21 protein-coding genes are annotated in these 22,942 nt (G+C 69.4%); 8 read left to right on the top strand and 13 right to left on the bottom strand.

Features of this window, described 5'->3' with window-relative positions; translation table 11 throughout:
* Positions 1–255 precede the first annotated feature (255 nt).
* The 6 genes from SK803_RS05810 to SK803_RS05785 form a co-directional block, all read right to left on the bottom strand.
* Positions 256–1,383, bottom strand: a complete 1,128-nt coding sequence (locus tag SK803_RS05810; RefSeq protein ID WP_319964710.1) for a sensor histidine kinase — start codon at positions 1,381–1,383, stop codon at positions 256–258.
* A 19-nt stretch (positions 1,384–1,402) separates the two neighbouring features.
* The gene (locus tag SK803_RS05805) at positions 1,403–2,086 is read right to left on the bottom strand and encodes a response regulator transcription factor (protein WP_319964709.1); all 684 of its coding nucleotides are present in this window, start codon (positions 2,084–2,086) and stop codon (positions 1,403–1,405) included.
* A 64-nt stretch (positions 2,087–2,150) separates the two neighbouring features.
* Positions 2,151–2,792 (bottom strand): SPFH domain-containing protein, encoded by a 642-nt coding sequence (locus tag SK803_RS05800; protein ID WP_319964708.1) that lies wholly within the window; start codon positions 2,790–2,792, stop codon positions 2,151–2,153.
* 239 nt (positions 2,793–3,031) lie between these two features.
* On the bottom strand, positions 3,032–4,936 hold the full coding sequence (gene dxs / locus SK803_RS05795; protein ID WP_319964707.1) for a 1-deoxy-D-xylulose-5-phosphate synthase: 1,905 nt from the start codon (positions 4,934–4,936) through the stop codon (positions 3,032–3,034).
* Between the two features lie 62 nt (positions 4,937–4,998).
* Positions 4,999–6,204, bottom strand: coding sequence for a class I SAM-dependent RNA methyltransferase (locus SK803_RS05790; protein WP_319964706.1), 1,206 nt, complete (start codon positions 6,202–6,204; stop codon positions 4,999–5,001).
* Positions 6,201–8,186, bottom strand: coding sequence for an APC family permease (locus SK803_RS05785; protein ID WP_319964705.1), 1,986 nt, complete (start codon positions 8,184–8,186; stop codon positions 6,201–6,203). The genes SK803_RS05790 and SK803_RS05785 overlap by 4 nt, the downstream gene beginning before the upstream one ends.
* Positions 8,187–8,268: 82 nt before the next feature.
* Here SK803_RS05785 and SK803_RS05780 point away from each other — a divergent pair, with 82 nt between their 5' ends.
* Positions 8,269–8,931 carry a potassium channel family protein gene (locus SK803_RS05780; RefSeq protein ID WP_319964704.1) on the top strand — a complete coding sequence of 221 codons (663 nt, stop codon included), beginning with the start codon at positions 8,269–8,271 and terminating at the stop codon, positions 8,929–8,931.
* On the top strand, positions 8,931–9,587 hold the full coding sequence (locus SK803_RS05775) for a potassium channel family protein (RefSeq protein WP_319964703.1): 657 nt from the start codon (positions 8,931–8,933) through the stop codon (positions 9,585–9,587). Before SK803_RS05780 ends, SK803_RS05775 begins: the two co-directional genes overlap by 1 nt.
* A gap of 7 nt (positions 9,588–9,594) precedes the next feature.
* Here the strand turns inward: SK803_RS05775 and SK803_RS05770 are convergent, their stop codons facing one another.
* A complete protein-coding gene (locus tag SK803_RS05770) occupies positions 9,595–10,083 on the bottom strand; it encodes an RICIN domain-containing protein (protein WP_319964702.1) in 489 nt (162 codons plus the stop codon).
* Positions 10,084–10,288: 205 nt separating this feature from the next.
* Here SK803_RS05770 and SK803_RS05765 point away from each other — a divergent pair, with 205 nt between their 5' ends.
* On the top strand, positions 10,289–12,850 hold the full coding sequence (locus tag SK803_RS05765) for an AAA family ATPase (protein ID WP_319964701.1): 2,562 nt from the start codon (positions 10,289–10,291) through the stop codon (positions 12,848–12,850).
* Positions 12,851–12,900: 50 nt separating this feature from the next.
* Entirely contained in the window at positions 12,901–15,462 is a 2,562-nt protein-coding gene (locus SK803_RS05760) for an AAA family ATPase (RefSeq protein WP_319964700.1), read from the top strand.
* A gap of 413 nt (positions 15,463–15,875) precedes the next feature.
* On the opposite strand, the gene SK803_RS05755 is transcribed toward SK803_RS05760, so the two are convergent.
* Complete coding sequence (locus SK803_RS05755) at positions 15,876–16,640, bottom strand: DUF3159 domain-containing protein (protein ID WP_319964699.1); 765 nt, start codon at positions 16,638–16,640, stop codon at positions 15,876–15,878.
* Positions 16,637–17,017 carry an OB-fold nucleic acid binding domain-containing protein gene (locus SK803_RS05750; RefSeq protein ID WP_030474780.1) on the bottom strand — a complete coding sequence of 127 codons (381 nt, stop codon included), beginning with the start codon at positions 17,015–17,017 and terminating at the stop codon, positions 16,637–16,639. The genes SK803_RS05755 and SK803_RS05750 overlap by 4 nt, the downstream gene beginning before the upstream one ends.
* Positions 17,018–17,086: 69 nt before the next feature.
* Here SK803_RS05750 and SK803_RS05745 point away from each other — a divergent pair, with 69 nt between their 5' ends.
* Positions 17,087–17,755 carry an alpha/beta fold hydrolase gene (locus tag SK803_RS05745; protein WP_319964698.1) on the top strand — a complete coding sequence of 223 codons (669 nt, stop codon included), beginning with the start codon at positions 17,087–17,089 and terminating at the stop codon, positions 17,753–17,755.
* Here the strand turns inward: SK803_RS05745 and SK803_RS05740 are convergent.
* Both SK803_RS05740 and dut read right to left on the bottom strand, forming a co-directional pair.
* The gene (locus tag SK803_RS05740; protein WP_319964696.1) at positions 17,740–18,354 is read right to left on the bottom strand and encodes a DUF3710 domain-containing protein; all 615 of its coding nucleotides are present in this window, start codon (positions 18,352–18,354) and stop codon (positions 17,740–17,742) included. The two genes, SK803_RS05745 and SK803_RS05740, sit on opposite strands and share 16 nt — an antisense overlap.
* Positions 18,355–18,358: 4 nt before the next feature.
* Positions 18,359–18,832 carry a dUTP diphosphatase gene (gene dut / locus SK803_RS05735; RefSeq protein ID WP_319964695.1) on the bottom strand — a complete coding sequence of 158 codons (474 nt, stop codon included), beginning with the start codon at positions 18,830–18,832 and terminating at the stop codon, positions 18,359–18,361.
* 24 nt (positions 18,833–18,856) lie between these two features.
* On the opposite strand from dut, the gene SK803_RS05730 reads away from it, so the two are divergent.
* Positions 18,857–19,333: a DUF3093 domain-containing protein gene (locus SK803_RS05730; RefSeq protein WP_319964694.1), complete on the top strand. Its 477-nt coding sequence runs from the start codon at positions 18,857–18,859 to the stop codon at positions 19,331–19,333.
* Positions 19,334–19,409: 76 nt separating this feature from the next.
* Here SK803_RS05730 and SK803_RS05725 read toward each other — a convergent pair whose 3' ends face one another.
* Positions 19,410–19,709, bottom strand: coding sequence for a DUF4193 domain-containing protein (locus SK803_RS05725; RefSeq protein WP_030474775.1), 300 nt, complete (start codon positions 19,707–19,709; stop codon positions 19,410–19,412).
* 419 nt (positions 19,710–20,128) lie between these two features.
* Between SK803_RS05725 and cei the strand changes: the two genes are divergently transcribed.
* Positions 20,129–20,860 (top strand): envelope integrity protein Cei, encoded by a 732-nt coding sequence (cei, locus tag SK803_RS05720; RefSeq protein ID WP_319964692.1) that lies wholly within the window; start codon positions 20,129–20,131, stop codon positions 20,858–20,860.
* A 382-nt stretch (positions 20,861–21,242) separates the two neighbouring features.
* Here cei and SK803_RS05715 read toward each other — a convergent pair whose 3' ends face one another.
* Positions 21,243–22,037: an inositol monophosphatase family protein gene (locus SK803_RS05715; protein WP_319964691.1), complete on the bottom strand. Its 795-nt coding sequence runs from the start codon at positions 22,035–22,037 to the stop codon at positions 21,243–21,245.
* A 116-nt stretch (positions 22,038–22,153) separates the two neighbouring features.
* Between SK803_RS05715 and ppgK the strand changes: the two genes are divergently transcribed.
* Complete coding sequence (gene ppgK / locus SK803_RS05710; protein WP_319964690.1) at positions 22,154–22,915, top strand: polyphosphate--glucose phosphotransferase; 762 nt, start codon at positions 22,154–22,156, stop codon at positions 22,913–22,915.
* Positions 22,916–22,942: the final 27 nt, after the last annotated feature.

The following is a 22,942-nucleotide window of genomic DNA, read 5'->3' as shown; positions in this document are numbered from 1 at the left end:
ACACCGCAGTCCATCTCCGCGAGGAGGGAACTTCCGGGGCTGTGTCAGGCTTAGAAGTCTTTCGCCGCACTCCGTTCCGGTGTTTTCCGGCCCGTTCCGTGCTGGCAGAGAGAAATTTACACGCCGGACTTCCTACCTCCAAATCGGGGGTCACTAACGGCGTAACCCCAGGTCAGACGCCACGCGGACGGCCCAAACCCGGCAAGATCGACGCACGGTGTGACCGGGACCACGTCGACAATCTTGTATCTGCGCTCAGCTGGGTGCGCTCGGCAGGTGCACGGTGACCGACAGACCACCGGTCGGCACGGCCACTGCCTGCGCAAACCCGCCATGCGCTGCCACCGCGGCACGCACGATCGACAGCCCGAGACCCGTGCCGGACTGGCTGGTGCGGTCCTTGACCCCGCGGCGGAACGGCTCGAACAGCTCCTCGACGCGGTCCGGCGCGATGACCGGACCCGACGAGGACACCCTCAGCACGGACCACTGCGGCCCGGTCTCCACCACGGTCTCGATCCACCCGCCCACGTGGTTGTGCCGAACGGCGTTCTCCAGCAGGTTGCCGGCGATGCGCTCCAACAGTGCGGGATCCCCGACCGCGAGCGCGGGCACACACCGGAAGACAGTGCGCACGTTGCGTGCCCCGGCCTCCGCGCGCACGGCCTTCCACGCGGACTCGACAACAGCCGAGAGATCGACCGGCTCACGCACCGCGAGCCCGAGACCGTCCGTGCGCGCAAGCAGGAGCAACGCCGACACCAACTGCTCCGCACGCTCCCCCGCCGCGCGCACGACGCCGGCCATGCGCCGCAGCTCTTCGACGTCGGCGTCCGGATCGGACAGCGTCACGTCCAGTTCCGTGCGCACCACCGAGAGAGGAGTCCGCAGTTCATGCGATGCGTTCGCCACGAACCGGCGTTGCGAATCGAAGGCCGCTTCGAGCCGGTCGAGCATCGCGTCGAACGTGTCCGCGAGCTCCGCGACCTCGTCGCGCGGCCCTTCCAGCCGCAACCGCGACCCGAGCGACTCGGCCGACAACTGGCGTGCGGCACCCGTGACGTCGTGCAGCGGTTTCAACACACGACCGGTGAACGTCCACGCCAGCACCACCGCTGCCACCACCATGCACGCGAACGCGATCAACCCCGCACGCAGCAGGTCCTGGCGGGCGGCGACTGTCAGCGCGTCCGTCAGCGTCTTCACGGTGACGGTCACGCCGTCCACCGTCACCTGGGTGTCGGAGGGGAACGACGGCGACGAGTCGAAGACCCGCCCGACCAGCGTCCACCCGAGGAAGAGCAGCACAGCACTCACCGCCGCGACCAGCGCGGTGGTGAGGAGCGTGATCCGGAGACGAAGCCCCGGTCCGCGCCTTCGCATGAGGTTCAGTCCCCGCGAATCAGTCTTCGCCAGACCCGTTCGACGCACTCGGCACCCGGTATCCGGAGCCCACGACGGTGTCGATGATGCCCGGCTCGCCGAGCTTCTTGCGCAACGTCATGACGGTGACGCGAACGGTCGTGGTGAACGGGTCGGCGTTCTCGTCCCACACGCGCTCGAGCAGTTCCTCGCTGCTGACGACCGACCCCTTGGCCGCGAGCAGGACCTCGAGCACCCCGAACTCCTTGCGGGTCAGCTCGATCGGCTGCCCACCACGCGCCACGGTGCGCCGCGCGGGATCCAGTTCGACGTCCTGGGCGGACAGCACGGGCGGCGTCGCCGGCGTCGCGCGCCGAGCCAACGCCCGTACGCGCGCGACCAGCTCGGGGAACGCGAACGGCTTCGCGAGGTAGTCGTCCGCACCGAGCGACAACCCGGACACGCGATCCTCGATCGACCCGCTGGCGGTCAGCATCATGACCCTGGTGAGCGCACCGGAGCTGAGGATCTCCTTGCACAGCTCGTCGCCGGACATCCCGGGAAGGTCGCGGTCGAGCACAACCACGTCGTACCGCGTCACGGTCGACTTCTCGTGCCCGGTCTCGCCGTCATAGGCGACGTCCACGGCCATGCCTTCGCGCCTCAGGCCGCGAGCGATCGCGTCGGCCAGAGGCGCCTCGTCCTCGACTACCAGAATCCGCACGCCTCAAAGGTGCCATACCGACCTGAGAAGGCGCTTAACGACACCTTCACAGGTCGATTTCGGGCTACGACCTGCGTGAGGGCCGATCCACCACGACCGTCGACGCCGTCTGCAACGCCCTGAGCTCCAGCAACGCCGGGTGCTCCTCGGCCAGCCGGGCAGCGTTCAGCAGCGACCGCAAGGCCGCCGTCTCCCCGCGCGCCCGCTCCAGAGCCGCCCGTCCCTCAGCAGCCGCCACCAGCTCGGCGAGCGCGGCCCGCCGCAGCTCACCGGGCATGACGACATCCCGAACAGCCACCTCGGCCACCGTCACACCCAGCTCCGCGGCCCGTGCGGCGACTGTGGCCAGCACCTCGGCCGCGACAGCTTCACGCTCAGGGTCAACGGCGGAGTGCGCGCGCGTAACCACCGCACTGCGCAATGCCAGCTGCACGGCCGTGTAGAGCTCATCCTCAGGCCGGGCAGACGCGACCACGAACGTCGTCGCGGAGGACACGGCCCACCGCACGACAACGGTCACCCGGACCAGAACGCCATCGGAGGTCGGCACGTCCTGCGCGGCCGGGGTCATCGTGCGCGGCCGGAGGTCGACGCGGTGCAGCACGACGTGTCGCGGGAACTTGTGCTGGCCGGGCTCAACCTCGCCCACCAGCACCCCACGATCGAACTGAACGGCCCGCTCCCACGGGTACAACGTGTGCTTCATCGTCTCCACCCCACGGAACTCGTACTGGCCAGGCAGACCACGACCCCGGCCGGCGGGACGGCGAACGGAAGTCCACAAGGGACTTGCAAAGCTCGCCGTCCCCGTGTGCGACCGGGGTCGTGGCAACTCAGGGTGTGAACCTGGTGCCTTTACAGCGCCATGCGTCCGCAGAACGCGGGACCCGAGCGAGGGAAACCTGCTGGGCCGCAAGAACGGACGCGGGGTGGAGGTTAGCCGATCTACTTCTCCGCGGGCGCGTCCATTTCGACGGGCAGGCACTCCAGGCGCGAGGCCCACTCCGTCACGCGGCGCGCCACGTCCTGGGCGGTGATGCCGCACAACGCCAGCACCTCACCACGCTCACCGTGGTCGTGGAACCGTTGCGGCAGAGCGATGTCGCGCAACGGCACCTCGATGTCGGCATCGCGCAACGCCGCCGCGAACGCAGAACCGAAACCACCGTGCCGGCCACCGTCCTCGACGGTCACCACGAGCTTGTGCGACGCGGCCATCTCCACGAGGTCCACCGACATCGGGTAGATCCACCGCGGGTCGACGACCGTCACGCCGATGCCCTGGTCCTCCAGCCGTTGCGCAGCCTCGATACCGAGCTCGCCCAACGCGCCGACGGTCACCAACAGCACGTCGTTGCCCGACCGGCGAAGCACGTCGACGGAACCGATGCGCTCGAGAGCGGGCAGGTCGCCACCGACGGAGGCCTTCGGGTAGCGGATCACCGACGGCGCGTCCGAGATCGCCACGGCCTCGCGCAGCTCCTCGGCCAGCGTGCCGGCGTCCCGCGGCGCCGCGACGTGGATGCCGGGGATGACACCGAGGATCGACATGTCCCACATCCCGTGGTGCGACGCGCCGTCCGGACCGGTGACACCCGCGCGGTCCAGCACGACGGTCACGCCCTGCTCGTGCATGGCCACGTCCATCAGCAGCTGGTCGAACGCCCTGTTGAGGAACGTCGCGTAGACGGCCACGACGGGGTGCAGGCCGCCGATCGCCAGACCGGCGGCCGAGGTCAGCGCGTGCTGCTCGGCGATGCCGACGTCGTAGAAGCGCTCCGGGAACGCCTTGGCGAACGCGTCCAGGCCGGTCGGTCCCTGCATCGCGGCGGTGATCGCCACGACGTCGGAACGCTCGCGGCCGATCTCCACCAGGGAGTCCGAGAACACGTGCGTCCAGGTGCGCTTGGCCGGCTTCACGTTCTCGCCGGTGATCGGGTCGATGATCCCGGTGGCGTGCATCTGGTCGGCCTCGTGGTTCTCGGCCGGCGCGAACCCCATGCCCTTGCGGGTGACCGCGTGCACGATCACCGGGCCGCCGAACGACTTCGCGCGCTGCAGAGCGGACTCCAGCGTCGCCATGTCGTGGCCGTCGACCGGGCCGATGTACTTGAGGCCGAGGTCCTCGAACATCGCCTGCGGCGCCAGCGCGTCCTTGATGCCGCGCTTGGCGGCGTGCAACGCGGCGTAGAGCGGCTTGCCGAAGAACGGCGTCTGCTGCAGCGCGCTCTTGCCCTTCTCCAGCACGCGCTCGTAGCCGGGGCGCAGCCGCAGCGACGACAGGTGGTCCGCGAGACCACCGATCGTCGGCGAGTACGAACGGCCGTTGTCGTTGACCACGATCACGACCGGACGCGTCTTGTCCGCCGCGATGTTGTTCAACGCCTCCCAGCACATACCGCCGGTCAGCGCGCCATCACCGACAACGGCGATGACGTGACCGTTGGTGCCGTTGAGCTGCTTCGCCTTCGCCAGACCGTCCGCGTAGGACAGCGCCGTCGACGCGTGGCTGTTGCCCTGCACGTCGTGCGCCGACTCCGCCCGCGACGGATAGCCGGACATGCCACCGCGCTGGCGCAGCTGGTCGAAGCCGTCACGACGACCCGTGACGATCTTGTGCACGTACGACTGGTGCCCGGTGTCGTAGACGATCGGGTCCTGCGGCGAGTCGAAGACGCGGTGCAGCGCCACGGTCAGCTCGACGACACCCAGGTTCGGGCCCAGGTGCCCGCCCGTCTTGGACACCTTGTCGACCAGGAAACGCCGGATCTCGTCGCACAGCTGCGACAGCTGCGCCTCGTCCATCCGTTTCAGATCAGCCGGTCCGTGCACGGACTCCAGCAGGGTCACCACGCCCACCTCACTCCTGAAGACTTCGGCTCAGTCTACGGAGACTCGACTGAGACGCTTTGTCAGCTGGTCTCAGGTACGAGCAGGGCGATGCACTCCACGTGGTGTGTCATCGGGAACGCGTCGAACGCCCGCAGTTCCTCGAGCCGATAGCCCTGAACTGTGAATTCAGCCAGGTCGCGGGCCAGTGCGGCGGGGTCGCAGGCCACGTAGACGACCCGCTGCGGACGGCGTCGTGCGACTTCAGCCACAACGACCTTGCCCGCACCCTTGCGAGGGGGGTCGAGGACCACGACATGAGGGTTCTCAACGGGCAGTGCGCGCTTCACGGCGTGCTCGACCTTGTCGACCACCCACTCCACCTGAGACATGCGGCGGAGGTTGCGCCGGCCGTCCTCCACCGCACCGGGGAAAGACTCCACGACCAGCACGGATCCGCTCTCGCCGACCTGCCGCGCGAGCACCGAGGCGAAGAGTCCCGCACCGCCGTAGAGGTCCCACGCGCGTTGCCCCGGTTCAGCAGCAGCCCACTCCCCCACGACGGATGCGAACGTGTCCGCGGCCGCCGGGTGGACCTGCCAGAAACCTTCCGCGGAAATTCGCCACTTTCGTTGGGCGGCGGTCTCGACGGCCGTACCGGTTCCGGCGCGTCGCGCGGTGTGTCGGCCGCGCACCTCACCCACATGACGGTTGCCGTCACCGTCCTGGACGATCGTGACCTCGTGCGCCCGCCACTTTCGGTCGGCCACCGCCTCCACCATGCCCGGCCGGGAGATCACACAGTGGTCGATCGGGATCACATCGTGGGAACGGGTGCCGCGGAAACCGGGCCGTCCGTCGCGGCCGACGGCCATCCGGATGCGGGTCCGCCACTCCAGCGGGCCGCCCGGCAGCGCCTCCACGACCACGTCACGTTCGATCTTGGCGAGGCGGCTCAGCTGCTCGCGGACGATCTGGGCCTTCAGCTCCCGTTGCGCGTCCCACGACACGTGCTGGAAGTCGCAGCCACCGCACATCCCCGGTCCGCTGAACGGGCACGGCGGCTCGACGCGGTCCGGTGAGGGCTCCAGGATTTCCACGGCGTCCGCACGGCAGAACGACCCGCCGTTGTCCTCGTACACCGACACCACAACACGTTCGCCAGGCAGTGCGTGCCGAACGAACAGAACGCGCCCCTCATGGCGTGCAACGAAGTGCCCGCCGTGCGCGACCGGACCGACCTCTACTTCGAAGGTCCGTCCGGTCCAGTCTTCTTTGGCCGAGCTCATCGGTCGTCAAGTCCCCTTCGGACAGCGCCGGGCGCGATGACGTCCTTGTCCTTGACCTTCACCGACGACTCGAGCTGCCACGGCACACTGGTCACCATCACACCCGGCTGGAAAAGCAGTCTTCCCTTGAGCCGCAACGCACTCTGGTTGTGCAGCAACTGCTCCCACCAGTGGCCGACGACGTACTCGGGGATGAACACCGTAACAACGTCGCGCGGGTTGTCCGACTTGACGCGCTTGACGTAGTCGAGGACGGGCCTGGTGATCTCCCGATAGGGCGACTCGATCACCTTGAGCGGGATCTTGAAGTTCTCCTTCTCCCACTCCAGGACGAGCTTGCGGGTGTCGCCGTCGTCGACGTTGACCGTGACGGCCTCCAGCACGTCCGGGCGCGTGGCCTTGGCGTAGGACAACGCCCTCAGCGTCGGCATGTGCAGTTTGGACACCAGCACCATCGCGTGGTTGCGCGCGGGCATCGTGCGCACGCGCTCCTGCTTGCGCAGTTCCTCGGCGACGGTGTCGTAGTGCTTGCGGATCGCCGTCATCAACGCGTAGATGGCGGCCATCGCGGCGATGGCGATCCACGCGCCCTTGGTGAACTTCGTGATCAGCACGACGATCAGCACGGTCGCGGTCATGGCGAGACCGAAGGTGTTGATCGCCTGCGAGCGGCGCATCCGGCTGCGCGTCTGCGGGTCGGTCTCGGTCTTGAGCAGCCGCTTCCAGTGCCTGATCATGCCGAGCTGGCTCAGCGTGAACGAGACGAACACGCCGACGATGTAGAGCTGGATCAGCCGCGTGACCTCGGCGTCGAACGCGATGACGAGCACGACCGCGAACCCGGCCAGGAAGACGATTCCGTTGGAGAACGCCAGCCGGTCGCCGCGGGTGTGCAGCTGCCGCGGCAGGTAGCGGTCCTGGGCGAGGATCGAGCCGAGCACCGGGAAGCCGTTGAACGCGGTGTTCGCCGCGAGCACCAGGATCAGCGCGGTGACGCCGGCGATGAAGAAGAAGCCGGGAGGGAAGTTGTCGAACACGGCGTGCGCGATCTGCGCGACCATCGTCTTCTGCTCGTAGTCCTTCGGGGCGTTCGCGATCTGGTCCTTCGGGAACTCGGCCATCCGCACGTCGGTCAGCTGGGCGAGCACGATCAGGCCCATCAGCATGGTCACCGAGATGGTGCCCATCATCAGGAGCGTCGTGGCGGCGTTGCGGGACTTCGGCTTGCGGAACGCGGGCACGCCGTTGCTGATCGCCTCGACACCCGTGAGGGCCGCACAGCCGGACGAGAACGCGCGCAGCACGAGGAACACGAACGCGAGGCCCATGAGGTGGTCCTGTTCGGCGTGGATCTCGAAGCCGGAACTCTCCGCACGCATGTCGTCACCGAGCACGAGCCCGCGGAACAGGCCCCACACGATCAGGACCATGATGCCGATCATGAACGCATAGGTCGGGATCGCGAACGCGCTGCCGGACTCGCGGATGCCGCGCAGGTTGATCGCCGTGAGGATCACGATCGCGGCGACCGCGAACAGGGCCTTGTGCTCCGCGACGAACGGGATGGCCGACCCGATGTTCGCCGCCGCGGCCGAGATCGACACCGCGACCGTGAGGATGTAGTCGACGAGCAGGGCGCTCGCCACGGTGAGCCCTGCTCTGCGCCCGAGGTTGACCGTCGCGACCTCGTAGTCGCCACCGCCCGACGGGTAGGCGTGCACGTTCTGCCGGTAGCTGGCGACCACGGTGAGCATCACCACGACGACCGCGACCCCCACCCACGGCGCCATCACGTAGGCGCTCAGGCCCGCCACGGACAGCATCAGGAAGATCTCCTCCGGCGCGTAGGCGACCGACGACATGGCGTCGGAGGCGAACACGGGGAGGGCGATGCGTTTGGGCAGGAGGGTGTGCGCGAGGCGATCACTGCGGAACGGCCTGCCGACGAGGAGGCGTTTGGCAGCGGTGGCGAGCTTGGACACCGGCAGAGCGTAAGGGGTCCACTCACCGGGACGGGCTAATGCTCGGTAGGTTCTGCTCAGAGTTCGCCTGAGGAGGCATGTCGTGCACGTGGTGATCATGGGGTGTGGCCGGGTGGGGGCGTCCCTGGCCAGGGCTCTCGAGCGACTCGACCACCAGGTCGCCGTGATCGACAAGGACCCGCAGTCGTTCCGCCGGCTGGGCAGCGACTTCCACGGGCAGCAGGTCGTCGGCAACGGTTTCGACCGCAACGTCCTGATCGAGGCGGGAGTCGAGCGCGCGGGCGCGTTCGCTGCGGTCTCCAGCGGCGACAACTCGAACATCATCTCGGCGCGGGTCGCGCGTGAGACGTTCGGCGTCGAGCACGTCGTCGCGCGGATCTACGACCACAAGCGCGCGGCCGTGTACGAGCGGTTGGGCATCCCGACCGTGGCGACCGTGCCGTGGAGCACCGACCGGTTCCTGCGGATGCTGTTGCCAGAGGGGGCCGCCACCGCGTGGCGCGACCCGTCCGGCACGGTCGCGGTGCTGCCGATCGAGGTCGACGAACGCTGGGTGGGCCGTCCCGTCTTCGAGCTCGAGGCCGCCATCGGTGCCCGGGTGGCGTTCCTGATGCGGTTCGGCACGGGTGTGCTGCCGGACGCGAAGGCCGTCGTGCAGGCCGACGACATCATCTACGTGGCGGCGCTGTCCGGCACGATCACCGACGTCGCGGCGGCGGCGCAGCAGGCACCGGAGGAGAGCTGATGCGGGTCGCGATCGCGGGTGCGGGCGCGGTGGGCCGGTCCATCGCGCAGGAACTCGTGCAGGACGGGCACCAGGTCATGCTGATCGAACGGGACCGGGCGCACTTCGACCCGAACTCCGTCGAGCAGGCCGAGTGGGTGCAGGCCGACGCGTGCGAGTTGTCCTCTTTGGAGGACGCGGGCATGCAGCTGTGCGACGTGGTGATCGCCGCGACCGGTGACGACAAGGTCAACCTCGTGGTGTCGCTGCTGGCCAAGACCGAGTTCGCGGTCCGTCGCGTCATCGCGCGCGTGAACGACCCGACGAACGAGTGGCTCTTCACCGAGTCGTGGGGTGTCGACGTCGCGGTTTCCACGCCACGGTTGTTGGCCGCGATGGTCGAGGAGTCCGTGACGATCGGTGACGTCGTGCGGCTGCTGACGTTGCGGCAGGGGCAGGCGAACCTCGTGGAGATCACGCTCGACGAGTCGACGCCGTTCGCCGGCCGGGCGGTCTCGGAGCTGACGCTGCCCCGCGACGCCGCGCTGGTGACGATCCTGCGCGGCGGGCGGGTCATCGTGCCGCAGCCGGACGACACGCTCGAGGGCGGCGATGAGCTGTTGTTCGTCACCACCGCCGCCGTCGAGCACGAGATCAAGTCCGCGCTGGGGTACTAGCGGGGGGCTAGATCCCGTTCCAGTACTGGTTGCTGCCGCCGTGGCAGTCCCACAGACCCACGTTGGCACCGTTCCACCAGTTGGCTCCGACGATCTCGACGCAGCGGTTGCCACCGAGCCATGACCGGATCCGGCCGACCTCGTAGTCGTGGGAGGCCGGGCGGTAGAACATCTGGAACGCGTTGTTCCCCGCCCAGCAGTCGAACATCTGCAGCGCCGCGCCGTTGTCGCCGTTGCCCCAGGCGGCGGACAGGCACTTGTTGTTGCTGGAGTTGCGCAGTTTCAGCCCGTCCCAGTACCAGCGCTGGGTGACCGCGCCCTGGCAGTCGACCATGATCACGCCGGCACCCTCCTGCGGGGTGGCGGCGGTCAGGCATCTGCCGTTGGACCGCGACGTGAACTGGGACCCCGCCTGCGCGCCCGCCGAGGTGGACGTGCTGACGAGCAGACCGCCCGACACGAGCGCGAGCGAGGCCAGGAGCGCGACTTTCCGCATGAAAGGTTTCATGCGGACCCGACGCTCGCCGCGGGCGGCGTGATACGGCTGGGTTCTCAGACGTTCCGGCGGGATCGCAGCTTTCGTCCTCACTGCGTCCCCTCTTCGTGCCGGATTTCGTCATCCACGACATCCTGGGAGGGGCCACGAGCCTGACCGAGCTCAACCCCGGTATCTGCGCAACGGAAGCGAGCACTTACCAACTGTGAGCGATCAGTTGCCCCTGGTCGGGCGCGAGGGTGAGCTGCGGGCCGCGCTGCGGACGCTGGCCGTGGACGGAACGGTGCTGCTGTCCGGTCCGCCGGGCGTCGGCAAGACCCGCCTGGCCGCGGAGGTGCTCGCCGCCGTGCCGCACGCCGCCGTGCGCTGCTATGCCACGGTCGCCACGTCCCGGATTCCGCTCGGGGCGATCGCGTCGCTCGTTCCCGCGGACATCCCCGCGAGCTCACACGGGCCGTCGATCCTGCCGTTGTCGTCTGTGCGCGCCGCTGCCGAGCATCTCTCTCGTGGCGGACGACGGGTGCTGTCGATCGATGACGCACATCTGCTCGATGACGCGTCGTTGTTGGTGTTGCAGCACGTTGTGCGCCACCGGCTGACGCGGGTCATCTGCACGGCGCGGCTCGGGTGGGGCCTCGAAGGGCTGTCCGTCGTCAACGTCGGCGCGCTCGATCAGCAGCGCGCGGACACGTTGCTGGCTTCCGCGCTGGGCGGACCCGCCGACGCCTCGACCCGGCACCTGGTGTGGGCGAACAGCCAGGGCAATCCGTTGTACCTCAAGGAACTCGTGGCCGCCGGCCGGCATTCGGGCGCGCTGACCGAGACCGAGGGCGGCTGGAACTGGAGTGGGCCGCTGGAGCTGTCGGGGCGGCTCGCCGAGCTCGTCGACCTGTCGCTGGGACGCCTCGCCGATCCGCAGCGGCGGGCGCTGGAGCTGCTCGCGTACGGCGAGCCGCTCGAACCGGAGCTGATGCCGGTTCCGCAGGACCTCGTGGACATGGGGTTCGTGCGTGTCGGTGATGACGGGCGCGCACGCGTCGCGCACCCCCTCTACAGCGCGCGCCTGCGGGCGACCTGTCCGACGCTGCGAGCTCGCGCGCATCGCAGGGCCCTCGCCGACCGGTTGGAGGCGGAGGGCGCGGACCGGCCAGGTGACGCGGTGCGGGTCGCGACGTGGCGGCTGGACAGCGGGACGGCCGAGTCGCCGGACGTGCTCGCGCGGGCCGCCGAACAGGCACTGTCCGCACAGGACTGGGAGCTGGCCGAACGACTCTCGCGCGCCGCCGTCGCGCGTGGGGCGACATCACGCGTGGGGCTCGTGCTCGGCCTCGTGCTGATGTACCAGCGTCAGTGCGTACAGGCCGAAGAGGTGCTCGCCGAGACGATGGCGGCGGGCGGCGACATGCTCACGTTGATCCAGGTGGGCTGTACGCGCGCGTTTAACCTGTTCTTCGGGCTCGGTGACGAGGACGCGGCCGTGGCGGTGCTCGACGAGGTGACCGATCGGGAGTTGCCTGCCGAGCTGGAGCACGCGGTGCTGTTCTTCGCGCTGACGTTCGCGCTGGAGGCCGCTCCGCTGCGGCTCGCGCGGCTCGGGGGTGAGCTGCTGATCGCCGAGGGCGGCTGGGCGGAGACGGCGGGACGGCAGGTGCTGGCGTTCGCCGACCAGTTCGCCGGCCGCTACACCGAGGCGATCGCGCGGATCGAGGACAACCACGAGGCCGTGCTGGCGACGGCCGGGCGGTTCCCGTCGCTGACGAACGCGGCGAACGGGGTGCGCAACGAGAGCATCCTGCGCTGCGGTGACCTCGCGGGTGCCGAGACGCGGGCCGCGCGGGCGCTGGCCGAGGTGATCGAGGAGGACCGCTGGTCGGTCACCCAGGTGCCGCCGCGGGTGCTGCTGAGCCAGTGCGCGCGGTTGCGCGGGCAGGCCGCGTCCGCCGTGCGGATCACCGCCGAGGGCATCCCGGAATCCGGTGGGCGGTCGGACTCCCGGGCGATGATGTGGGACGTGCTGCTGCTGGCCGAGTTCGCCGCCGGTGCCGCGTTGCAGGGGCAGTCCGATCGGGCCGAACGGGCGTTGGCGCGGGCAGAGGCCGGGTTGCGACCTGCGTGGCGGATCGCGCAGTTCGCCGTTGGGTCTGCACGGTCGTGGGTGCTGGCTGGCGGCGGGCACGTCAACGAGGCGATGCAGGCCGCTCTGGACAACGCCGCCACCGCGCGTGCACATGGCGCGCACTCTGAGGAGATCGTGTCGCTGCACGACGCGGCACGGTTCGGTGCGGACACCTCTCCACGGCTGTTGGAGCTCGCCAAGTCTCGCAAGGATCCGCTGACGACTGCGTATGCCTCGCACGCCCAGGCGCGCGCGTTGCGTGATCCGGCGGGGCTGGAGGAGGTGGCGGCGGCGTTCACGGCGTGCGGTGCCACTTTGTACGCGGCTGAGGCGCTCGCGGAGGCCAGCAGGCTGTCGCGGCTGCACGACCGGCCACGAGACGCGGACCGGCTGGAGCGGCAGGCCTCGGCGCTCGCGGAGTCGTTCGACGGCGCGACGACGCCCGGTCTGGTGGTGACGAGCACCCTCGCCGCGTTGACGCCGCGTCAGCTGGAAATCGCGCGTCTGGCCGTGGCGGGGCTGACGAACGTGGAGATCGCAGAGCGTCTGGCGATCGCCAAGCGGACAGTCGACAACCACCTGCACACGACGTACGCGGCGGTGGGTGTCACCGGGCGGGGTGGGTTGCGCGCGCTGTTCGGCCAGGGCTGAGGGCCAAAACGAAGTGCGCGGTGGACCGGACCTTCGGCACACTGCGAGTTGTGTGGCCGTTCGTGGGCAGGGCGCGAGAACTCGAGGACGTGATGTCCGCGCTCACCTCACCGAACGCAAACGGCGCCGCGCTCGTCGGACCCGCCGGTGTGGGCAAGACCCGGCTCGCGGACGAGGTCGTGGCACGGCTTGAGCAGACCGGTGTCGCCGTGCGGCGCTGTTACGCGACCGTGGCGACGTCGTCGATCCCGTTCGGGGCGCTGGCCGCGATGCTGCCCGCGGACATGCGCACCGCGAACCCGTTGGGCCGCGCCGTCGAGCACTTGGCGGCCGGGCCGCAGCCGTTGGCGATCGTGGTGGACGACGCGCACCTGCTCGACGACGCCTCGATCGGGTTGCTGCATCACCTGATCCGGCACGGGTTCGCACGGGTGCTCGTGACGTCGCGGCCGGGTGAGCGGACCGAGCTGTGGCAGGAGGGGTTGTTGCGGCGCTATCCGTTCGGCGACCTGTCGCGTGCCGAGTCCGATCTCTTGCTGGAACAGGCGTTGGACGGGCCGGTGGACACGCGCTCGTCGTCGTTGCTGTGGTCGGGCAGCGCGGGAAATCCCTTGTACCTCAGGGAACTCGTGGTCTCCGGGCGCGCGGTGGGGGCGTTGCGCGTCGACGACGGAATCTGGTCGTGGCATGGCGCGATCCAACTCGGCGGGCGGCTCGGCGAGCTCGTGCAGGAGAACCTCGGCCGGCTGGAGCCCGCGCACCGGCACGCGTTGGAGCTGCTCGCCTACTCCGAACCGGTCGAGCTCGAGCTGCTGGCGTCGCTGGTGCAGGAGGAGGCGCTCGACGACCTGGAGACACGGGCGTTGATCCGTGTCGAGTCGTCGGGCCGCCGCACCGTCGTGCGGCTCGGGCATCCGTTGTACGGCAGCCTGCTCCGCGCGACATGCCCCGCGTTGCGCGCGCAGTCACACCAACGCGCGTTGGCCGCCGGTCTGGAAGCAACGGGCGCACGCCGTCGTGAAGACCTGATGCGCATCGCGACGTGGCGGCTCGACGGCGGCTCACCGATCTCGCTGACCCTGCTGGCCGCGGCCGCCGAACAGGCGTGGGCCGCGCGGGACGTGACACTCGCCGAACGCCTGTGCCGCGCCGCCGTGGACGCGGGCGGCCTGAGCCGGGTTGGGCACGTGTTCGGCCAGGTGCTGATGCACGGCCGTGCACCGGACCAGGCCGAGGCAACGCTGGCGGACGTGATGACCGGCCCGTTGTCGGCGGCGGACCTGAGCCGCCTCGGCGCCACCCGGTCCATGAACCTCCACTTCGGGCTGGGCGACGCGGACGCCGCCGCCGCGGTGCTCGCCGACGTCGACGTGCCCGGCCTCCCGGAGGACCTGCGCGACTGGCTGAAGGTCGTCCGGACCCTGCAGGAGGCGCAGCACCATCACGTCACCACGGTGCTGGAGAGCACCTACCAGCCACTGATGCCGCACCTGTCCATCCACATGCGACGCACCAGGGCGTTGTGCCTGCTGCACGCGGGCCGGTACCGCGAGGTCGAGGAGGAGGTCGACTGGTGTGAGGCCGAGACTCTGTCGTTGGGCAGCGAATCGCCGGCACCGGACTACGGCGAGATGCGCATGCGCTGCTTCGCACTGGCGTACGGCGGCCACATCGCCGAGGCGGAGAGCCTCGCGCTGAAGATGTACGACACGTTGTTCGACGATTTGGACTTCACCGGCACGACGTCGCTCTACAGCGTGCTGTCGTTCTGCGCGCGCATGCGGGGCCACGGCTCCCAGGCCCTGCGCCTGGCCCGCGAAGGCAGTCCGAAAACACCAGGAAACCCGCTGATCTTCGACACCATCGCCCTCGCGAGCCTGGCGAGCGCCGCCGCGCTCTGCGGCGACGGCGCCCTGGCCGAGGAAGCCCTGGCCCGCGCCGAGAAGGCCCGCCGCCCAGCGTGGCGGCTGACCGGCATGAGGGTGCCGGTGGCCCGCTCCTGGGTGCTCGCCGCACTGGGCGACATCCGTGCCGCCGCCGACGCCGCGGTGACCGCGGCGGACGAATGCGCGGAACTGGGCGTGCACGGCGGCGAGGCCATGGCCCTGCACGACGCGGCCCGCTTCGGCGTCGACACGTCCCTGCGCCTGACGGCCCTCACATCCACCATGGACGACCCGATGACCTCGGCCTACGCGGCACACGCGACCGCACTCGCCCACGCCGCACCGGCCGTCCTGGGGGCCACGGCAACGGACTTCCTGCGCCTCGGCGCCACCCTCTACGCCGCCGAGGCCCTGGCCTCCGCCGCCCGCCTGCACCGAACCCAGGGCAACGCCCGCGCCGCCTCCCAGGCCTCCGCCCGCCAGGCCCTGGTGATGCGCGACTTCGACCGCGTCCACACCCCGGCCCTGCGCGCCGACGGCCTGACCCACCTGACCCGCCGCCAGGTGGAGGTGGGCCGCCTCGCCACGTCCGGCCTCACCAACCAGCAGATCGCCGAGAAGCTCCACACCTCGAAGCGCACCGTCGACAACCACCTGCATGCGATATACGGCGTGCTCGGGGTGACGGGGCGCGACGAACTGCGCACGGTGCTCGGCCCGTCCTGACGGGATCCCGCGGACTGCTACTGACGGCGGTATCCGGTATCCGGTGTACGGGATGCGGGATGCGGGATGCGGGATGCGGGATGCGGGATGCGGGATGCGGGATGCGGGATGCGGGATACCAAGTTCAGACGGCAGATATCCGGTATCCAATGTGTTGCGCACTGGGCATCGCCTGCCGATGACAACGTTGTCATGACTGGCGACCGTATGCCATTGCACCTGACATCCGATGTACGGGATACGGCATACCGGTCGCTGCTGATATCCGATATATCGCATACCGTCCGCCCGGCCAGTCGACAGCAGGCTGACCAGGGCACGGGCAGCGCCTCCGAACGAAGACGCGGCCGGCTGAACAAAGACGCGGCCGGCGCCTCCGAGGAGACACCGGCCGCGGGGAGACGCCGAGCGGATCAGTCGCGGGACTTGTCGCGCGACTCCTTCTCCACCACGCGCTGGAGTTCGTCCATGTCCGGGGTGAGGAGGTCGTCGGCCGTGCGGGCCAGGACCTCTTCCTCGGTGGCGCGAACTCCGGCCTCGGCCTCGCGGGCTTCCTCGGCCGCCTTCAGGCGCTTGTCGGCCCGGCGGACCGCCCAGACCGTGGCGACCAGTGCGATGGCCATAAGCGGGTAGCCCATGCCGAGGCGGGCCACGGCCAGCCAGCCGACCTGGTCCTCCTCGTAGAGCCAGCGCTGCACCACGAAACGCGCGAAGAAGACCAGCGCCCAGACGAAGGTCGCGATGTCGTAGTCGCGGACCGTGGCCTTGTCGGACCGCCAGGAGCGGTCGCGGCCGTTGAGGAACGTCCAGATCACGCCGGCCAGGGGCCAGCGCAGGATGATCGACAGCAGGAAGGCGCCGCCGTAGACGACGCTCTGCCAGATGCCGAAGAGGAAGAAGCCCTTGGCCTCACCCGTCTTGTAGGCGATGAACGCCGCGATGCCCACGCCGAACACGGCGGAGATGGCGGGCTGGATGGTGCCCTTGCGGACCGCCAGGACCACGCCGATGACGACGGCGGCGGCGAGCGCGCTGATGATCGCGGCCATCAGGTTCTTGGCGGCGAAGTTGACGATGACGAAGACGACGACGGGCAGCGACGAGTAGAGCATTCCGCTCACGCCGCCCATCTGCTCGAGGACGGTGGGCTGCTTTTCTTCGGTCTCAGCTGAGGTCATGAAGCGTTCTGCAACTCGTAATAGGGGTTGTAGAGCACCTTGCGCCCGTCGCGCACGGCGATGCGGCCACGAGCCTTGATCGTCCGACCAGGCTCGATGCCCGCGATGCGACGGCGGCCGAGCCAGACGAGGGTCACGCCCTCGGTGCCGTCGTAGAGCTCAGCCTCCAGCGTGGCGGCCGCGTCCCGGGGGCAGAGCTCCACGCTGCGGAGCCTGCCGAGGACGGTGACCTCCTCGCCGGACTTGCAGTCGCAGGCCTTCACCGCGCCGACGGCCTCCGCTTTTCGCGACAGGTCGTCCGCGTCGAGCTCGGTGACGTCACTGGTCAAGCGACGCACCAAGCGGCGCCAATAGCCGCTCATCCCCGACTCCTGCATTGCTCAAGTGGCCCCGTGGTGTGGACCGTCTGAGAGTGAGGGTACGCACGAGGGCGGACAATCTCGGGCGTGCCTGTCGAGACCGTCCTCCTCCTGCCCGGAACCGCCTCTGACGAGGTATTTGTCCGTTCCGTGTTCGCCGAGCCGTTGTCGCAGGTCGGCGCCGTTCTCACCGCTCCTCGCGTCCGCACACTCAGTGAACGGTTGACGGCCCTCGAAAATGCCTCGGCAGGCCACCCGATCGTGGTGGGTGGCGTCTCACTCGGCGCGCACGTCGCCGCCAGGTGGGCCGCGCACAACCCGGACAGGTGCGCGGGCCTGATCCTCGCGCTGCCGGCCTGGACCGGGGCTCCTCGGGGCGCGCCCGCGGCGCTCGCCGCCAGGGCCAGCGCGGAGATCGTCACGAACCACGGCCTCGACACCGCGCTCGCGGGCACGACCGGCTGGCTGCGCGAGGAACTGACCAGGGCCTGGCGCGGCTACGGGGACCAGCTCGTGCCGCACTTCGAGGAAGCCGCCGAATCGCCGGCACCGACGCTCGACGAGTTGAGGAGCCTGACCGTGCCGACGGGCATCGTCGGGTGCACCGACGACCCGGTGCACCCGATCGAGATCGCTGAGCAATGGGCAGAAGCGATCCCACGCGCCGTGCTCACCACAACGACGCTTGACGCCTACCCGCACGCACTAGGGCGCGCGGTGCAGGCGTGGCAACAAGCGCGTCAGCCCTGCTGCTGAATGTGCTTGGCGATCGCTTCCGGCAGTTCGACCGGCAGCGGGGTGCGGGGCGGCATCGGCTGCTCGCCGCGCACGACGACGGTGCCGCGCAGCATCTCCCGCAGTGCCGCGGAGTTCTGCTCGAAGTGCTCCTCGGGACCGGCGGCGACACCGCGCAGCATCCAGCGCGGCCCGTCGACGCCGACGAAGAGGATCTGCACGCCCTGGTTGCGCGCGGTGATCTCCTCGCCCCACTCGCCGTTCTCGCGGTTGATGCGGGCGCCGTCCTCCTTGAGGCCGTCGATCAGCTCGGCGCCGACCTCCCGCCAGAGGCCGCCCGACTTCGGCGCGGCGAACGCGCTGACCGTCAGCTGCCCGACGGACGTGAGGACGTGCACGGCGCGCACGGAACCGTTCTGCTGGTCCATCTCGACCTGCAGCTGGGCCTCGGCCGGCATCGGCAGCTGCACCGATCCCAGGTCGAGCCGCTCCAGCTCGTCATGGGGCGCCACCGTCGAGTCCCACGGCCCGGCGACGTCGTCGAAGTCCTCGTCGTGCTCCGGACCGGTGTCGACAGCCCCAGCGGAGTGACGACCGCGCTTGCGGCGCCTTCCGAACATGCCTCTACCCCTCTGTCTTCGTACGGGCGAGCACCACGTGCCCGCCGGTCGAGCCATAGCCTCCCGCACCGCGTTCCGTTTCCGGCAACTCGGTGACCTCACGGAACACCGCGTGCTCGACGCGTTGCACGACGAGCTGGGCGATCCGGTCGCCGCGCGACAGCACGATCGGCTCACGGAGATCATGGTTCACGAGGCAAACGCGGATCTCACCGCGGTAGCCGGAGTCGATCGTGCCCGGAGTGTTGACCACGCTCAGCCCGACCCGCGCGGCCAGGCCGGAACGGGGGTGCACGAAACCGGCGAACCCGAACGGGAGCGCGATCGCGACACCGGTGCCGACGACGGCGCGCTCGCCTGGTGGAATGACCACGTCCGACGTGGTGACCAGATCGGCGCCCGCGTCGCCGGGACGGGCGTAGGCGGGCACGGGAACCCCCGGATCGAGCCGGGTCAGCAACACCTCGACGCTGGACACGGCGGGCGAGATTACCCTGACGACGTGAGTGAGACTGCCGTGACCGCCACTACGACCTTCCGCGAGCGCCTGTACGTGACGTGGTGGATCTGGCCCTGGCCGCTGCTGGGCGCCGGGCTGCTGGCCGCCGAGGTGCACATGGGCTTCCCCGGTGTCCGGTCCTGGCTGCCGTACGTGATCCTGCTGCCGCTGATGATCGTGCTGATCATGCGGCAGGGGTCGACCAGGGTGGAGGTCGCCGACGGCGAGCTGCGGGCGGGCGAGGCGCACATCCCCCTCGCGCTGCTCGGCGACGTCGAGATCATCGCCCCGGAAGACCGGCGCAAGGTCATGGGCCCGTTCCTCGACCCGGCGGCGTACGTCGTGCAGAAGGGCTGGATCAAGTCGCTCGTGCGGGTGCGCGTGAACGACCCGGAGGACCCGACGCCCTACTGGCTGATCAGCTCGCGGCGCCCGGAAGAGCTCGCCGCCGCGATCAGGTCCGGGCAGAACGCGAGCTGAAGAACACAGTCCGAAGAACACAACTGGGCGCCACCCGTGCGGGTGAGCGCCCAGTTCTTTCTCGGCGGAATTTGCGTCAGGCGCAGTCCCGGCAGATGTACGTGCCGCCGTTGTCCTCGGCGAGCCTGCTGCGGTGGTGCACCAGGAAGCACTTCGAGCACGTGAACTCGTCGGCCTGCTTGGGCAGGACCTTGAACGTGAGCTCCTCGCCGGACAGATCGGCGCCGGGCAGCTCGAAGTTCTCCGCGCTCGCGTCCTCGTCGACGTCGACGACGCCGGACTGCGTCTCGTTCCGCCGGGCTTTCAACTCCTCGAGGGAGTCCTCAGCGAGTTCGTCCGCCTCGCTGCGACGCGGCGCGTCGTAGTCGGTCGCCATCTTCTTCACCCCTGCGGTCTACGGAGACTGTTCGTGTCGCTGGTTAACGCTCCAGCGACCTCTTTTGTGCCCCACGTCAAGGTGACGTAGGTCTCTCACACCCGAGCGCCAAGCCAACCCCCTTGACGTGACCGTCGGCTTGATCCACATGTGTGCGGAGCGCGCAGAGGGTAGCTCATTGTCCGAGTGCCTCCACATCGGGTTACCCCTTACCGACCGGACGGGTGACACAACCTTTGTACGCTGGACCGATACCCTGTGCGGGAGCACGTGCGTCCCGGCGTGCAACCTGACGTCAGGCCGGTACCGTCCTGACTGTGGGCAATCAGGCCGGTGCGGTGGGTCACGCCCGTCGGGGCGCGCAGCAGCCGGGCAGGGCCTAGGCTGATCAGGGGACGAACACGGGGAGGGCTTCGGTCGTGGGACCCGCATCGGGAAGTTTGACGCCCTACAAGCGGCGTCGGCCCGTGCCCGCGCTCGTCCTGTTCGCGGTGCTGTTGGTCAGTTCCGTGTTCGTGTGGGTGAAGGTGCTCGGCAACGCCGGCGACGTGGACGCGGCCATCAAGTGCAACGCGCCCGGCCACGTGCAGGCCTCGGGGACCGCGGCGGCCGAGGCCGGTGGCGATCCGGGGGCCACCTCGACCGCACCGCCGCCCGCCCTCGGGACCGTGCTGGAACACGACGCGCTGGACCGCACCAACCCCGTGCCCGTCGGCGAGGTCAACTTCAAGGTCGTCAACGCCTCGACCCAGCGCAACCACGCCAAGACCGTCGCGACGCAGTTCACCGAACTGGGCTTGAAGCAGGCGGCCGACCCAGGCAACGACCCGATCTACCCGGCGGGCGACATGAGCTGCCGCGGCCAGATCCGCTTCGGCGCCCCCGGCTCGCAGGCGGCGCGGACGCTGTCACTGCTGGAGCCGTGCCTGGAACTCGTGCGCGACGACCGCCAGGACGCCACCGTGGACATCGCGGTCGGCAAGAAGTTCGACGAGGTCAAGCCGAACAGCGACGCCCGCAAGGTGCTCGACCAGCTCAAGGAGTGGGCCGAGCAGCAGCCGGAGCAGCAGGGCGGCCAGGTCGCCGCGGCCGCCCCGCCGACCCTGAACGCGGACAACCTCTCCGGCGCCCGCGACGTGACCTGCGCCTGACCCGCTGACTTTCCGCTCGCCCGGCGCTACCTCGCGCACCTGGGGATTGACCTTCTTCCGGACGAACACGTGCTGTGGCGCGGCTCGCCGGTGCGTTGTTCGGTGTACTTGCGCACCGACCTGGCCTAGATGCGCTTCAGCGTGAAGTTCTACGCCGTGCGTCGGCACGCTCGATTCCTCGACCGCCCTGAACGACCTACTACGTCACCAACCGACGCGTCGTGTCGTTCCCGGCAGGCGCGCCCGCGCAACACGGCTGGCCGAGATCCACGTGCCGGACGCGCGTGGAGTCGTCACGCTGCTGTCCACGTTGACCGGACTGAAGCTCGTCAACATTGACTGAATCAACGTCGATGTTGATTCAGTCAAGCTCAACGTTGATTCAGACCTTGCCGAAGCCGGACTCGACGAGCGCGCTGTACATGGCGTCGGCGATGCCCGGTGCGGCCGCGAACGTCGCGTCCTCCCCCAGCTCGGGAGAAGAACCCGGCAGCCGCACCACGGCACCGGCCTCGGCGGCGATCAGCCCACCGGCTGCCCAGTCCCAGCGCCCCAGCGCGTGCTCGGCGTACGCGTCGAGCCGCCCGGCGGCCACCGAGCACAGGTCCAGCGAGGCCGCGCCGGCCCGGCGCAGGTCACGCACCCGCGTCGCCATCAAGGCCCACGCGTCCGCCTGCCGCTGACGACGTTCCGGCCGGTACGCGAAGCCGTACCCCAGCAATGACAGCGACAGATCCGTGGTCGCCGACACGTGCAACGGCTCCCCGTCCAGGAACGCGCCGTACCCGCGCGCCGCGGTCCACACGCGGCCGGTCGCCGGCTCCACCACCGCGCCCGCGACGGACTCGCCGTCGAGCTGCGCCGCGATCGACACCGAGTACCAGGGGATGCCGTAGAGGTAGTTGACGGTGCCGTCGATCGGGTCGACGACCCAGGTCAGCCCCTCGACGACGGTTCCGCCCTCTTCCTCGCCGAGAACCGGCTCACCGGGACGCAACTCGGACAGACGCGTCCGGACGAGTTGTTCTGAGGCGCGGTCGGCGGCTGTCACCACGTCCGTCGACGTGCTCTTGGTGTCGAACGAGACCACGGCGGAAGCACGCATGCGCTGAACAAGAGCGCCCGCTTCCTGTCCGATGGCCGTGGCGATGTCGACGAGTGGCCTGGGATCGAACACGACCGGTTCCCTCCTGCGTCACTAGCACGGGACTATCGGACAACGTCAGGCTAATGTCTGCGCACCACAGGTACTGAATCGAAACCAGCAGGATCGAGTAGGAAGGACCACGGGGAATGGGCATCACCCGCGGGTTCGGTGTGGACATCGGCGGCTCCGGCGTGAAGGGCGGCCTGGTCGACCTCGAAGCAGGAGCACTGGACGGCGAACGCCTGCGCATCCCCACACCTCAGCCCTCGACGCCGGAAGCGGTCGCGGAGGTCGTCGCCGAGATCGTCGAGAAGTTCCAGTGGGACGGGCCGGTCGGCATCACGCTGCCGTGTGTGGTCAAGCACGGTGTGGCGCTCAGTGCCGCGAACGTGGACAAGGGCTGGATCAACTGCGACGCCCAGAAGCTCTTCGCTGAGCGCCTCAAGCGCAGGCCAGAGGACATCGTGGTGATGAACGACGCGGACGCGGCCGGCATCGCCGAGATGTCGTTCGGCGCGGGCGTCGGCAAGGACGGGACCGTCGTGCTGCTGACGTTCGGCACCGGTATCGGCAGCGCGGTGTTCCTCGACGGCAAGCTCGTCCCGAACACCGAGTTCGGCCACCTCCAGGTCGACGGGCACGACGCGGAGACGCGTGCGGCCGCCTCCGTGAAGGAGGACAAGGGCCTTTCCTGGGAGGAATGGGCACCTCGCGTGACGCGCTACATCAACGTGCTCGAGGACCTCATCTGGCCCGATCTCGTGATCGCCGGCGGCGGTGTGAGCAAGAAGGCGCAGAAGTGGTTGCCGTTGCTCGAGGTCCGCACCGAGGTCGTCGCGGCCGCGCTGAAGAACGACGCCGGCATCGTCGGCGCCGCGTGGGCCGCCGCGCACGGCATCAGGCCCTGACCGCGATCATCGCGACCATTCGACACC

The sequence above is a fragment of the Lentzea miocenica genome, from assembly GCF_033949945.1.
GTDB lineage: Bacteria > Actinomycetota > Actinomycetes > Mycobacteriales > Pseudonocardiaceae > Lentzea > Lentzea miocenica.
This window is presented reverse-complemented; position numbering and strand designations above follow the sequence as displayed.